This is a genomic window from Paraburkholderia sp. RL17-347-BIC-D (assembly GCF_046027915.1).
Taxonomy (GTDB): Bacteria; Pseudomonadota; Gammaproteobacteria; order Burkholderiales; family Burkholderiaceae; genus Paraburkholderia.
The window spans coordinates 94,921-108,928 of the sequence record NZ_JARESS010000021.1; the positions used below are offsets into that span (position 1 = coordinate 94,921).

Here is a 14,008-nt window from a genome sequence, read left to right on the forward strand (position 1 = left end):
GTTTTAGATAAAGCTTTTATCTACGTTTCCGCAGCGCGTCGCTTTTGTACGAATGCCATCTTTGTCTCGTCGCGCTCTTTCTCCAAGCCAGAGATGACAAGCGTCGCCACCGCATTGCCGATCATGTTCGTAACCGCCCGGATCTCCGAAATGAAGCGATCAACGCCGAGAATTAGTGCCGCCCCTTCTATTGGTATATGTTTGAATGCGGTCAATGTTGCGAGCAAGGTTACGAAACCCGCCCCTGACACGCCGGCGGCCCCCTTCGAACTGATCATGGAGAGAACCATGAGCGCAATCTGTTGTTCCCAGGACATCGGTACGCCATACGCCTGTGCGATGAACATTGCGCAAATCACCTGAGCGACGCAGGTACCGTCGAGATTGAAGGAGTATCCCATCGGCATCACAATACCCACGACCTGTTTCGGACAGCCGAGCGCTTCCAGCTTCCTGATGAGTTGAGGAAAGACGGATTCCGATGAGGTGGTCGCAAGCACCAACAATATCTCCCCCTTCAGATGACCCATCAGCCTCCAGAGACTGAAGCCGCTCATCCGACAGATCGTTCCAATGACTACAACTAAAAAGAAGATCGTTGCAACATAGACCGTGATCAACAACATGCCCAACGAGTGCAGTGCGGACAGCCCGTATTTTCCGACAGCAAATCCCATCGCACCGAGCGCACCGAGAGGCGCAAGACGCATGATTAGCGCGACAATGCGAAACAGGACATCGGAGACAGATTCGAAAAAGGAAAGCAGCAATTCGCCTTTCGGACCTAAATATGACAGCCCTATTGCAAATAGACACGCAATCACGACGATCTGCAGCATGTCCCCGGAAGCGAACGGACTCATAAAGCTGCTGGGAATCATGTGCAGCAAAAAGTCGACGAGATCACCGTTCCCGTGTTGCACCGAAGTCTGGTACTGGGCCAAGACGTGCGTATCGGTCGTACCGACCTGCAAGTTCAAACCCTCGCCCGGCGCAAGCAGGTTCACCATGAGCATGCCGACCAGCAGCGCCAACGTGGTGACCACCTCGAAGTAAATGAAAGTCTTTCCTGCGACTTTCCCCAACGACCGGAGGTCACCAATCTGCGACGCGCCACAAACGATCGTTGTAAAAATGAGCGGGGGCGTGATCATCTTCACGAGTCGGATAAAGGCATCCGACATCGGCTTCAACGACTGTCCGAAGGTGGGAAAGAAATGACCAATTAGAACGCCGATTACGATCGCGATAAGCACCTGCACGTAGATGTGTCTCAAGCTGCGGCCAAGCATGGTGTCTCCTTTGTCTCATCGCTCTCAATGCTTCCCAAGAGCCGATGAGATCGTTCTTTGGTGCCGCGCCTCATTCGCCTCTTTTAGGGCGGTGCAATACGTAGGCGCGCCGCCTTACCTGGGATGGTCCTCGTGAACAAGGTTGGTTACGCGCTTTCAAACAGACGCGTCAGTACGAACTCGCGATGGCCGAGCGCTTCCGCCGCGGTAAGGCGGCCGTTGATCGTGGCCAACATGCATTCGAGCAGTTTGTCGCCGCTCTGATCGAGATTCTGTTCGCGCTGCAGGATGCCCGACACGTCGACGTCGATGTGTTCGCTCATCGTGCGCACCGTGCGCGGGTTCGCGCAGATCTTGATGACTGGCACGATCGCGTTGCCGATCACGTTGCCTTGTCCCGTCGGGAAGAAGTGCACGGCGAAGCCCGAGGCCGCGCAGAGCGTGACCATCTCCGCCGCCGCCGATGACGAATCCATGAACCAGAGACCAGGGTGCGTCGGCGTTTCGGCCTTGTCCAGCACGCCGTCGACCATGCACTTCTTGCCGATCTTCTGGATGTTGCCAAGCGCCTTCTCCTCGATCGTCGTGAGGCCGCCCGCGATGTTGCCCTTGGTCGGCTGCGACTCGGAGAGATCGTCCGTCTTCCAGCGGTTGATCATGTCCTGATAGCGGTCGAACATGAAGTTGAAGCGTCCGCGCACGCCGTCGTTCGCGCAACGCGCAGCCACGATCTGCTCGCCGCCCGTCAGTTCCGATGTCTCGCCGAATACGAGTGTGGTGCCGTGTCCATAGAGCTTGTCGAACGCATTGCCGACAGTGGGATTCGCGCCGCAGCCGGAAGTCGTGTCCGACTCGCCGCATTTAGTCGAGACCCACAGTTCGCTCAGCGGGCACTCCTCCCGATCGAGCGACGTGGCGTACTGCACCATCTCTTTCGCGGCCTTCGAGGCGCGCATGATCGTGTCGTGATCGCCGTGCAGCTCGATGCCGAAGCCCATCACCGGCTTGCCCGACTTCGCGATGCCATCGACGACGCGCTTCGTCCAGCCTTCCTCGATGCCGATCACGATGACCGCCGCGACGTTCGGATTGCTGCCCGCTCCGATCAGCGTGCGAAAGTGCAGGTCGAGGTCGGCGCCGAATTGCAGGCGGCCGTACGGATGCGGCAGGGCCATCGTGCCCTTGATATTGTTTTCCACTGCCTGCGCCGACGCGTTGGACAGATCGTCGACCGGCAGGATGATCACAAGGTTACGAACGCCGACGCGGCCGTTGTCGCGACGAAAGCCGCGGAAAGTGGTGTCCAGACTGATCACGCTCATGATGTCTCTCTCAAGATGGGGAATGCGTTGATTGACTGATGCCGGGTGCGTGGCTTACCAGCGCTTCGTCTTGATGTTGTGCACGTGAGCGTGTTCGCCCGCCGTGATGGGCGCGACCACCTTGCCGATGTCGACGCCGTACTTGAACACCGTGTCGCCAACGGCCATGTCTTTCAGAGCGACCTTGTGACCGATGGGAATGTCCTGCTTTGCCGAGACTGTGACGATTTCATCCTCGTCCATGATCCAGGCGTTAAGGTTCGTCCCTGCGGTAATACCTTCGACAACGGCAACACCGACCGTATCTTTAGCTTCATGCAAAACGGCGTGAATCATTTTCCACTCCCTATCGTGAACATGTTTACTTAATCTATTTCTTGCTGGCACCAGCGAAGCACCGGGATCCTCGTTTCAAATTCGTCGCATGCTCAGCCTCTTAAAGGAAGAAACTCAATACGGTTCTCGTGCAGAGATTGATGCCGGATAAGAGCAACACGAACCAGAGCGCTTTGAGCAGCTTTCCCGCCGAGACTTTTCCTCGAAACCACGCGCCCAGACCCAGACCAACCGCACCGCAAGGAAACAGGCAGAGCGCGAGCGTCAACACCTCAGGATTTTTGTATAGGCCTGATGCACTGAACAACAGGAGCCTCAAGAGCGCTGTAATCGTGATAAGCGTGCTGATCGTTGCTCTGCGTTGTTCAGCGTCGTTGAGCCGGCCGGCCAGATAGATCGTGTAGAGAGGGCCACCAGTTCCAAATATCGCCGTCAAACAACCGCCGGCAAGCCCGAGCGGCACTGACCATGCTGTTCGGATCGTGCTGAATTCTTGCCGCGAAACTAGACGCCACACCGAATAAACCAGAAGGGTCGAACCCAATAGCAACTTCAGTGGCCTTTCGGGCACCGCCACTAGGACAAAGACGCCGACCAGTAATCCGATCGACAACCAGGGCATCAGACGGCTTAGTTCAGATTTCGACACGAGTCGAATGCCGCGCATGCCGACAAGGAGTCCGGCTGCGAGATCAAGGATCAGCAGCACGGGTGTCGCCGTTCTCAAGGCCACCACCTGCGTCAACACCGGTACCGCGACAATCGACGAGCCGAAGCCAGTTAATCCGTAGACGAAATACCCTGCGGCGACGCTCATCCCAGCTATGAGCAGATCGACCGATTGGAGGCCCACTCCCGTCGCCGCTATAAGCGAATCGGGCATTTGCGAGAGGAAATCAATCACTGTCGTTACGCCAAAGAAAAGGCGCAAGCGAACGCCCGTTCGCGGACCTGAGTATCAAACGGGCCATGAATCGATGACCCGTCGTTGGTGCATGTTGATGCATGGACTTGCGTATCCATGGCGCTGTCTCCGTGTTTTATGGGGCTTTTCCTCTTCTGTTGGAACGATTATGATCGGGCTTCACATAAAGAAAAACCGAGTAATTATTGATCTAAGAGAAAGGTCTGCTTTCTAATTGCCCCGATACCAAGGCCGATATGCCGTCGATCAGAACGCTCAAGATCTTTCTCACCGCTGCTCGCTGCGGGACTTTCGCGGCCGCAGGGGACGTCGTTGGCTTGACGCCGGCTGCGGTCGGACTGCAGATTCGATCACTTGAGGATGAATTGGGTGTTCAACTTTTTGATCGAAGTGCGCGAGCCGTAGTGCTGAATCCTGTCGGTCGGTCGCTAGTCCGCCGCGCCGAGCAAGTCGTGAGTCAGTACGAACTGTTGGAGGCTTCCGTCAGCGGAGGAGAAATGTCCGGCACCGTCGTTATTGGGGCACTGGTATCTGCGCTAATGGGCGCTTTTGCGGATGCGTTGTGGTCGATCAGGCGCCGCTACCCTAGCCTCGACGTGCATTTGTTGGCAGGAATGTCGAGCGACTTTGCACTAAAGGTCGAAAGTGGAGAGTTGGACGCTGCGGTGGTCACGCAGTCGCCAAGGCCGATTCCGTCAAGCCTGAAATGGTGTCCGCTGTACTCTGAGCCAATGGTTTTGATCGCGCCGAAATGTCCTCACTTCGAACTTCCGGAGGACCCGCGAGCGATGCTTGAAACGGCTCCGTTCATGAGATTCGAAAGAAGCACGTGGACCGGCATTCTCGTCCAGGACGTACTAAAGCGTTGTGCTGTGCAATTGAACGAAGCCATGGAGTTGAACTCCATCGAGGCGATCATTGCACTTGTCCGTCAGGGCTTCGGAATATCGATCGTCCCCAAGTTGGCGAATGTCGCGTGGGAAAAGGATGATGCGCTGGCGCTATTTCCGCTCGAAGGCGTCGACGTTCGACGACATGTCGGCTTGCTCGAGCGCGCCAGTCATGGGCGGATGAACTTCACTGAAGCGATCAAGAAGTACTTTGATCAAGGCTGACGGCACTCACTCTCGCGTCTGATCGAGGATCCGCGCTTGATCAGCCTTGCGGAAAGCGGCCATCGCGACCTGCAGGTGCAGCAGGCCGATCTTGCCGCGGACGTCAGAGCCGTCGTCGAGGAATCGCACGAGGCGCGGCGATTGCGGGCAGGCATGAGGTGTGTCCGTTACTTGAATCCACGATATGCAACAACGCCGGAGCAAACCTGCTTCGATGAGAGCCAGCATCTGGCTGGCTGCCGCACCCGCACATTCAAGCTGCCTCCAATGATTCCACGGTTCGATTTGCAGTTTCCGGCGCGAAGATCGTCACGATCAGCATGCCGGCGATCATGATCGCGACTCCGATCATCATCGACACGTGCAGGCCGACGTTCGACAGCAACACTGGGAATACAGCGGTCCACACCACGCCGCCAAAGAAGCGCCCACCAAGGCCTTCGACCACGCTCTGTCCGGTTGCGCGGATCCGTGTGGGGTATTGCTCCGCGTACCACATCTTGAACGACGGCGACGCGCCAGACGACGAGAACATCACCATGCCCCACAGCACCATAGCCAGCGTGCTTTGAGCCAATGTGAATTCATACGTCGATATCGCAGCGAGCACCGTATAGACGAAGAACACTTTTTTGCGCCCGAAATGCTCGGCGGCAATGCCGTTCATGATCTTCCAGGGAATCTGCGTGGCCGTGGTGATCAGCGTCAGAAAGAGCGCGCTTTCGAGCACGACGTGCTTCTCGATGAAAATCGACGGCAGGTAGTTGACCGAAATGTAGAACATCGAGAAAAGGCTCGTTGCGCCGATCGTCATCACGATGGTGCGGAACAGATACGGCGGTGTCCACACCACGCCAAGCGACCACCAGAATTTCGGTGCAGCATGACCGCTCACGCTGGCGCTCTCGGTCACCTCGTCGACCACCGCCAACGGCAGACGCACGCCGAGCTTGCGTTCCGCGGTGGCCTCGAACCGGCAGATGATCCCGTCGGCCTCGTGATAGCGCCCAACGCGATGTAGCCAGCGCGGCGACTCTGGCAGGAATTTCCAGATCAGCACGACGTAGACGACGGGCAAGCCGCACAGGAAAGTGAACACGCGCCAGCCGACTTCGGGCGCGAAATGCGGAATCACGGCCATGCCGATAGTCGGCGGCAGCAGATAACCGATGCCGAGCGCTGTCTCCAGCAGTCCGGCGAACGCGGTGCGCGTGGTTGCCGAGACGATTTCGGAAGTGAGGGTGTAGGGCATGATGAATGCCGGCGCCATGCCGAAGCCGGTCAGTCCGCGCAGGATCACGAGCGTCGCGAAGTTCGGACTGAATGCGGATATCGCAGTGCCACCCGCGAACCACACGACACCGAAGATCAGCAGTCGTTTGCGGCCGAAGCGGTCGGCCATATAGCCGGTGGGGATCATCCCGACGACGATGCCGAGCGCCGACGATGCGGCGAGCATGCCGGTGTCGCGCGGCGTCAACGCCATGGTCTTCCGGATGATCGGCAACGTGATCGACAGACTGCCGATGTTAAGCGCTTCGATGACGAGCGCACCCGCAGCGAGCAGCACGATCACCCAGCTATGCCAGGTGGTGGGAATGCGCTGCAAACGCGCCAGCAAAAGTGCGGGTGACGGCGGCTGGTTATCCATTTTGTCTCCTCCCTGTATCCGACCTGGACGGCGACCGGTCGGGGATAGTTGTCGTAGGGACCTGCGTCTGAAGGACTCACTTCTCCTTCGCGTACCCGATGGGCGTCGCGCCACGAATTTGCGTGCGGTGCATCACGCGCTCGTAGCGGTCGTCGAAGCTGTCGCGCCGGTGCATCGCGCAGCGGTTGTCCCAGATCACGAGGTCGTGCTTCTGCCACTGCTGCGTCCAGCTGAAGCACTGTTGAGTCGCGTGAGCCCATAGATAATCGAGAAGACGTTCGCTCTCGTCGAGCGGCAACTCCGGGATATACGCGTTACGGCGGCGTCCGAGGAAAAGACACGCGCGTTCGGTGACGGGATGCACGCGCACCAGCGGATGCCGCGCGCCGATGGTCCGGGTTGGCTCGGCGTTATCGGCGAAGCCGCGGCGCAGCTCGCCCGAACTGTTGCGAGATGCGTCGTGCACGCAGGTGAGACTGCGCACGCGCTCGCGTGAGGTCTTGTCGAGCGTGTCATACGCGAGGTGCATGTTGCAGAACGACGTGTCGCCACCTTCGGGCGGCACTTCGATGCCATACAGCAGGCTTGCGCTGGGCGGCGTGTCGTTGTACGACATATCGGTGTGCCAGTGCGCCTCGTAGTTGCCGAGGCCGCCGATCGCCATTCCGTCCACTTTCACGTTCGAGATGATGGTGACGTATTCGCGTGCTTCCGGACCAATGGCGAGGCGCGGATCCGTGTGATCCATCACGTCGCTCGCGCGGATAGGCACCGGGTCCAGTGCACCGAAGCGGCGGCTGAATTGCATCAGATCACGGTCGCTCAGCTGCTGTCGACGAAAACGCAGCACGAGGTGGTCGGCCCATGCGCGTTCGATCTGCACGAATGACGCATCGTCGAGCAGCGCCAGATTGACGCCTTCGATCTCCGCGCCGAGGGCTTCACCAAGTGGCGTGACCTTGAGCGCGGTGCCTGCAAGCGTTGGAGCGGACATGATGTGTCTCCTGAACTGTTGCGACGAGCGCCGGAACGCGGCCCATGCGGGTTTACTCATCCGTTTTATTCAACTTTTTCTGGCAGGCCGGTATGACGCTCCTGCAGGTCAGCGCGCTGACCGCGGATCGCGTAATCGCACTAGGCTTGAGTCATCGTGCAGCGTTTCACTGGACGAGGACACCATGACCATCACCATCTTTCATAATCCGGCTTGCAGCACGTCGCGCAAGGTGCTCGACATGCAGCTTTCGCCACGCGAGTCGTTGCGTATCCAGGAGCCTGCTTATACCGACCCTCGCCTTGGTGATGTATCGCTATCGAACGCACGCATCGTCGAACTCATGGTGCCCAATCCGGTGCTGATGAACCGGCTCATCGTCCGCACGCCGCACGGCATCAAATTGTGCCGCCCGGCCGAAGAAGTGGCGCCGCTGCTTCAGCCCATCTGATTTATCCGGCGCGCGGTGCGTCTGACGCCCGTGCATGTATCACGTCGGTCACGCGTCGAACAGATAGCGCCGCACTTTCTCGTCATCCAGCGTCACGCCAAGCCCCGGCCCTTGTGGCACCGCAAGGTGGCCGCGCGTCAGATCGAGCTTGGCGGTCACGATGTCGTCCGCTGTTTTTAGCGGACCCACACATTCCAGCCCGTCGAGCACGTTGTCGCTGGTGCATGCGAGCATTATTTCGGCAGTCGTATTGATTCCGAGCCCGAAGCCGTGGCCGATCACTACGGGCATACCGGCTGCCGTCGCGGTTTCCAGCATCCGGCGGCAGCGTAGCAAGCCGCCTTGCTTCATCACCTTGAGCTTGACGATGTCGGCGCAGTCAGCGCGGATTACGTCGATCAGGCTGCGATAGTCGGTGATCGACTCGTCGGCCATCACCGGCATGCCGACCGCCTGCCGCACTTTCGCCATGCCGGCGAGATCTTCCGCAGCCACCGGCTGTTCGAGCAGTTGCAAACCCACCGGCTCGAGCAGTCGCCCGAGAGCGATCGCGTCTTCCACGCTATATCCCGCGTTGGCATCCGCTCGCAGCGCCATCCCGGAACCCACAGCTGCACGCACGGCCATCAGGCGGTCGCGATCGGCGTGAATGCCGCCGCCCACCTTGATCTTGGCCGAGCGGAAACCACCATCGAACCATTTCCGCGCCTCGGCGGCTGCCTCACCCGGCGACACGATACCGACCCACGCATTGAAGCTGACCGTGTCCTTCACAGCACCGCCCAGGTATTGATGCGCGGGGATGCCCAGATGCCGCGCCAGAAGATCGACTGCGGCCATTTCGATGGCCGCTTTGGCGTCCAGATACGCGTCGATTGTGCGATCCATCGCATCGATCAGGCGATGCGGGTTACCGGCATTCATGCCTTTGACGCATGGCGCCAGCGCTCGCCGGATGACCGTAAGCGACTCCTCGACGGTCTCAACCGAATATCCTGGCGACGGATCGATATTGCCGAGACCAATAGAGCCGTCTTCGGCCGTAAGACGCACGATCGCGCTTTTTTGCGTCGTCTTGGTCGTATAGGCATTCTTGAACCCAGCGCCGACGAGCGGTACAGCGACGCCGAACACGTCGACGCTCTTGATGGGCAGATAAAGTTCGTCCATATGATCAGGATGCTACTGTGAGATTGGCCGGCTCATAGGGCGCAACTTTACCGCCCTTGATCTGCGTACGGTGCATCAATCGCGACGCTGAAGGATCGAACGAATCGCGTCGATGCAGCGTGCAGCGGTTGTCCCACATAATCAGATCGCCCTCCTGCCAGACCTGGCGGAACGTGAACGCTGGCTGCGTCGCGTGTGCCCAGAGCGTATCGAGCAGGGCATTGCTCGCGTCGAGATCCATGCCGACGATATAGCTGTTGCGCCGCCGCCCAAGAAACAGTGCCGGACGCTGCGTTTCAGGATGACGGATCACGAGCGGATGATGCGCGCCGGGCGCCTTGCGCGGATCGGTCACTTCCTGCATGCCCTTGCGCATCATCCCTGCGCTGTTGTACGTGGCGTCGTGAATCGCGCGCTTGCCGTCGATCTGCATTTTCATCGCGTCCGGCAGCGCGTCCCACGCGAGATACATGTTCGACCAGAACGTGTCGCCGCCTTCGGGTGGGATCTGCAGCGCATGGAGCAGCGCGCCACGGGGCGGCGATTCGATGTACGTCATGTCGCAGTGCCATACCGCTTCGCCGTCACCGAGGTTGCCCATCGGGACGCCGTCCTTCTTGATGTTGGAGATAACGTTGATCTCGGGAAATTCGGACAGAAACGGCTTGCCGTAAGGATTCGGCCCCGGTGGATCGAGCTCGCCGAAATGACGTGTAAATGCGAGCAGTTGTGGATCGGTCAAGATCCGACCGCGAAACCGGAGAACCAGATGGTCAGCCCATGCCTGTTTGATTCTGTCGATCACATCTGCCGCCAGCGGTGCCGACAGATCGACGCCGGAGATTTCGGCCCCGAGCGCATCGCCGAGCGGAGTCACAGTGAAATGAGCCATGGATTTGCACTCCTTTTTCTACGGTTGCCTTTCGAATGCAGATCAATATAGTCAGTACCTGTAATAGCGTAAATGAGATATTCAAGGCATCACGTGATACCTTTTTCATATCTCCTCATCAACCCTCGGATGGTGATGTCATGAAGCGATCTCCTGCGGCACTGCAACGAAGTCATATCGAAGCCCTGATCGCCATCGGTGATGGTGGCTCGGTACATCGCGCTGCGCGCAGTCTTGGCGTTGCGCAACCGGTGCTCTCACGGTTGCTCGCCGATGCGGAAAGCCGGCTGGGAACACGACTCTTCGAACGGTCGAGCCAAGGAAGCCAGCCCACGTTGCTCGGCGAAACCGTGCTCGCGCAAGCGCGCTCCGTGATGCGCGCGATGGACCGGCTGAGCGCGAGCGCCGCGTCCGCGCGGTTGCCGGTCCGGCTCGGTTGCATACCCCGCGCAATGCATACGCTGATCCCGCCGCTCTATGCGCGGATGTACGCAGGGACGCACGCAGACGATCCAGCTGGCACCGACGACACGGCATTCCGCTGTAAGGTGATCGAGGGCAGCTCGACTATGCTGTTTGAACTACTGGAGGCAGGCGAACTCGATTTCGCGATCCTGCGCTGCGCCAGCACGGTGAAGAGCGACGAGGTGAAGATCGAACGTCTATATGCGGAGCGCACCGTAATCGTCTGTTCAAACCACCATCCTGTGCTATCCGCGCGGCCGCTGCGGCTTGCCGACCTGGCTGCGCTCGACTGGACGCTCCCGCATGCCGACACGACCTCGCGTATCGCCTTCGATCTATTCTGGACGCGACGTCGTCTGCCGCCGATCGAGCCAGTGCTCGAGACACGCTCGTTCGAGTCGAATATCGAAGTGGTGGCACACACGCGGCTCCTGTCGATCGCGCCGGAGTCGATCGCCCGGCGCTACATGCGCTTCGGCATGCTGAGCATTCTGGAGATCGAGAGCGCGTTGCCATCGAGCCCGATCATGCTGGGCTCGCGGTTAACGGCGCGCGAAGAACCCGTGTTGAAGCGCTTTCGCAAGCTGCTGCAGGAAACGGCGGGCGAGTTGGCTTTGGGCTGAGTGGTGCTCGATTGCTTCCGTGATGGGACGTATCGTCCTTTGAAACAGCGAACAGCAATCTGATCGTCCCCGCGCTGCCGCCGGCGACGCATCTTGTATTCCGCATGCCTTGAAAATCGCTATCGTGAGAGGTAGTACACGAAAGCGAAAGGCCGCGATGGGCCGGCCTACGGACGTTCAGCATCACACCGTTGGACATCCGGCAGTTTCGGCCCCATACGGACGCCAACTGGAACAGCAGACACGATTCGCGCTGCGGCTATCGACCGCACCGAAGAGTGAGCGGCAAGCTCGCCCCCTGGCGACGCCCGCTGCGGCCTCACACATAGCGCACCCAACGTTGCGCGTCTCCCTGGTTTGACGTTTGCGCCGCCGCAGGACGCGGCGGCGCAGGTCTTTCAACTGAAGCTACTGCGCTGCCGGCGCGCCGACGCCATCGATGTCCGGTGCCCAACCCGAAGGGTTCGAGAAGATCAGCGCGTTCGCGTTGCCCGACTTGAATGTGCCCGTCACAGCGAGAGTCGAGATGGTGCTCCACCCACCGCTCGGCGGAAACGACACAGTGACAGGCGTTGATCCGTTAAAGCTGATGTCCGCGGAGCGCGGCGCCGAGTCGCCGTTCGCATAACCCACCAACACGGTGTAGGTGCCGTCCGCGGGAACACTAATGTTGTTGATCGTCAACGTCCCGCCGTTGCCAACATAGCCGACGTCCGAGCCGCCCGAACAAACGCCGCATGCCGAAATACGCGCGCCACCGGCGAGTACGCTGCTCGACGCTTCTGCCTCGTAGGCGGCCTTGAACGGCGGAAGCGTCACCGGGCCGGCGACGACAGACACTGTGCCAATATCGGGCGCAGGCGCGGTGCTGTCCGCGCTCGACAGCGTCAGCGAGTTACCCCCGGGCTGCAGCGGCACATAGACCGTGACCGTGCCAACTCGCCCTTCGCCGCCGGTCGGCGGAAATGCCACTGTGGTCGTCTGGCCGCCGTTCGTCGAAAGCTGTGCGGTCAACGTGTCGCGAGAGCGGTTCGCATATGCAATCTCAACGTAGCCGCCGGTGCCGGTTGATGCGACGTTGCCGAAGGTTACCGTGCCAAGTCCCCGAACGATCCTGCCGCCGTCGCAGTCCGGGCAGTGCGTATACGATGCACCACCGCCAAGTGAAGTCGGCTGGTAGGTCTTCGCGGCGACGTCCTGTCCGCTTACCGAGAGCATCACGGCGCCGCCCGCGGGTACCGTGGGCGCCGTATACGAAGTGACAAACGAGCCGAGTTGCTTGCCGGCCCACAGATCACGCACCATCGCACGCGCGTTTGGCACCAAGCCGAGTTGCTGCCACGTGATCGTCATCGGCGCGTCCGTCGTGCCGTTGTTGAACAGCACGACAGCACGCTGTCCCTGGCCGGCGAGAAGCTTCGCCCACACCTGCTGTGCGCCGGATTGTGCGACCTTTACACCTTGTGTGCCAAGCGGGTCCTGGTCGACCGCAATGACGTCGGTGTTGGTCGTCAACTGCGTGGTATCTACGGTCAGCGGCTTCGACAGGTCGGCGCCGAGAATCAGCGGTGCGCCGGCGATCGCCCACAGGCTCATGTGCGCCTGATCGTGAACCGCCGTCATGCCCATACCGACCACCATCATGTCGGGGTCGTTGTAGAAGCCAGTGTGCTGGGCCTCGGGGTGATAGTTGCCAAGAAAGTTGCCGGTCACGCTGCCGAAGTTCGGCGCGCCGCTGTTCGGCCCATAGATGTCGCCCGTCGTTCTCCACATCCCGCCAACCCCGGCGGCCCACGCCCACGGTCCCTCGTTGAAGTCGGGGTACGTGCTGTTGCTGGCGATGGTTCCCCAGTCGCAGATGCTGAGCGTCACGCGGTGGCCGGTCTGCACGTATGCCTTGTCGATCGCATCGGCGATGGCCGTATAGGCTTGTTGCGGATCATAGCCGGCTGCGCCGCCCCCGCAGAAGTCGACCTTCACGAAGTCGAATCCCCACTGCGCGAATTGCAGGAAGTCGTGATCGTAGTGCGCGAAGTCGCTACCGACGAAATGCGTGCCGTTGGTTCGCGTGCCGCAACCCTGCGGGCCGGCGTCGATGTAGATGCCCGCTTTCAGTCCCTTGCTGTGGATGTATTGCGCGATGGCCTGCATGCCGCCCGGCCATTGGGTGTTGTCGATGACGAAGTTGCCGTTGGCATCCCTCGCCCCTGAGGTCCACCAGCCTTCATCGGTGTTCACGTACTCGTATTGCGCGCCGGATTTTAGCTGCGCATTCAGTGCGGAAAGGCCATCGGCTTCGGCCTTGATCGTGTTGTAATTCACGTTCTCCGCAAGGCTATTCCATGACGACCATCCCATTGGCGGCGGCACCACGGCGATTTGACGCGAGGGGCGGCGGCTTTGCTGCGCCGCGGATTCGCTTTGCGCGGCAGAGGCCGCCGTGGCTTGTTGACTCTTCGCCGAGGCGACGGCGCCGCTACCGCCCGGCGCATCGCCGCCACAACCCGACAAGCCCAGCGACACACTCACGGTTAATGCGGTTAACAGCGAAACGGCACAACGTCTGTACACGAGCAGGTTCATGTCTGTCTCCTGGTTGAACGCTTGACTCTTGCGGCAGGGCTGTTTTCGGGAGTGACTATATTCAGGTCCGCTCAGGAACTCCAAAAACTTTTTTGTTATCCCAGCACGTGGGAATATTTAGGGTTACAGAAATTTATGCGTAGAAGATAAAATCGAATGACCGCTATAAACGAGTACACGGACTGCCGA

Annotated in this window: 13 protein-coding genes; 3 read left to right on the top strand and 10 right to left on the bottom strand. The window is 59.8% G+C overall.

The features are described from left to right. Nucleotides 1-20: 20 nt before the first annotated feature. From dctA to P0D96_RS26130, 4 genes are all read right to left on the bottom strand, one after another. Nucleotides 21-1,292, bottom strand: a complete 1,272-nt coding sequence (dctA, locus tag P0D96_RS26115; protein ID WP_408178647.1) for a C4-dicarboxylate transporter DctA — start codon at nt 1,290-1,292, stop codon at nt 21-23. 146 nt (nt 1,293-1,438) lie between these two features. After that, nucleotides 1,439-2,614 (bottom strand): UxaA family hydrolase, encoded by a 1,176-nt coding sequence (locus tag P0D96_RS26120; protein WP_408178646.1) that lies wholly within the window; start codon nt 2,612-2,614, stop codon nt 1,439-1,441. Between the two features lie 54 nt (nt 2,615-2,668). Then, nucleotides 2,669-2,950, bottom strand: coding sequence for a UxaA family hydrolase (locus P0D96_RS26125; protein WP_408292028.1), 282 nt, complete (start codon nt 2,948-2,950; stop codon nt 2,669-2,671). 100 nt (nt 2,951-3,050) lie between these two features. Then, complete coding sequence (locus tag P0D96_RS26130) at nt 3,051-3,854, bottom strand: sulfite exporter TauE/SafE family protein (protein WP_408178644.1); 804 nt, start codon at nt 3,852-3,854, stop codon at nt 3,051-3,053. A gap of 257 nt (nt 3,855-4,111) precedes the next feature. On the opposite strand from P0D96_RS26130, the gene P0D96_RS26135 reads away from it, so the two are divergent. After that, nucleotides 4,112-4,990 carry a LysR family transcriptional regulator gene (locus P0D96_RS26135; protein ID WP_408178643.1) on the top strand — a complete coding sequence of 293 codons (879 nt, stop codon included), beginning with the start codon at nt 4,112-4,114 and terminating at the stop codon, nt 4,988-4,990. 6 nt (nt 4,991-4,996) lie between these two features. Here the strand turns inward: P0D96_RS26135 and P0D96_RS26140 are convergent, their stop codons facing one another. The 3 genes from P0D96_RS26140 to P0D96_RS26150 form a co-directional block, all read right to left on the bottom strand. Then, nucleotides 4,997-5,218: a hypothetical protein gene (locus tag P0D96_RS26140; protein WP_408316183.1), complete on the bottom strand. Its 222-nt coding sequence runs from the start codon at nt 5,216-5,218 to the stop codon at nt 4,997-4,999. A 25-nt stretch (nt 5,219-5,243) separates the two neighbouring features. Then, nucleotides 5,244-6,641 (bottom strand): MFS transporter, encoded by a 1,398-nt coding sequence (locus tag P0D96_RS26145; RefSeq protein ID WP_408292021.1) that lies wholly within the window; start codon nt 6,639-6,641, stop codon nt 5,244-5,246. A 76-nt stretch (nt 6,642-6,717) separates the two neighbouring features. Then, on the bottom strand, nt 6,718-7,635 hold the full coding sequence (locus tag P0D96_RS26150; protein WP_408316185.1) for a TauD/TfdA dioxygenase family protein: 918 nt from the start codon (nt 7,633-7,635) through the stop codon (nt 6,718-6,720). A gap of 184 nt (nt 7,636-7,819) precedes the next feature. Between P0D96_RS26150 and P0D96_RS26155 the strand changes: the two genes are divergently transcribed. Next, the gene (locus tag P0D96_RS26155) at nt 7,820-8,086 is read left to right on the top strand and encodes an ArsC/Spx/MgsR family protein (RefSeq protein ID WP_408316187.1); all 267 of its coding nucleotides are present in this window, start codon (nt 7,820-7,822) and stop codon (nt 8,084-8,086) included. A 48-nt stretch (nt 8,087-8,134) separates the two neighbouring features. On the opposite strand, the gene P0D96_RS26160 is transcribed toward P0D96_RS26155, so the two are convergent. After that, the gene (locus tag P0D96_RS26160; RefSeq protein ID WP_408316189.1) at nt 8,135-9,256 is read right to left on the bottom strand and encodes a mandelate racemase/muconate lactonizing enzyme family protein; all 1,122 of its coding nucleotides are present in this window, start codon (nt 9,254-9,256) and stop codon (nt 8,135-8,137) included. Between the two features lie 4 nt (nt 9,257-9,260). Next, on the bottom strand, nt 9,261-10,148 hold the full coding sequence (locus P0D96_RS26165; protein ID WP_408316191.1) for a TauD/TfdA dioxygenase family protein: 888 nt from the start codon (nt 10,146-10,148) through the stop codon (nt 9,261-9,263). Between the two features lie 140 nt (nt 10,149-10,288). Between P0D96_RS26165 and P0D96_RS26170 the strand changes: the two genes are divergently transcribed. Next, nucleotides 10,289-11,236 carry a LysR family transcriptional regulator gene (locus P0D96_RS26170; protein ID WP_408178635.1) on the top strand — a complete coding sequence of 316 codons (948 nt, stop codon included), beginning with the start codon at nt 10,289-10,291 and terminating at the stop codon, nt 11,234-11,236. Between the two features lie 408 nt (nt 11,237-11,644). On the opposite strand, the gene P0D96_RS26175 is transcribed toward P0D96_RS26170, so the two are convergent. Continuing rightward, nucleotides 11,645-13,819 (bottom strand): alpha-galactosidase, encoded by a 2,175-nt coding sequence (locus P0D96_RS26175; protein WP_408316193.1) that lies wholly within the window; start codon nt 13,817-13,819, stop codon nt 11,645-11,647. Nucleotides 13,820-14,008: the final 189 nt, after the last annotated feature.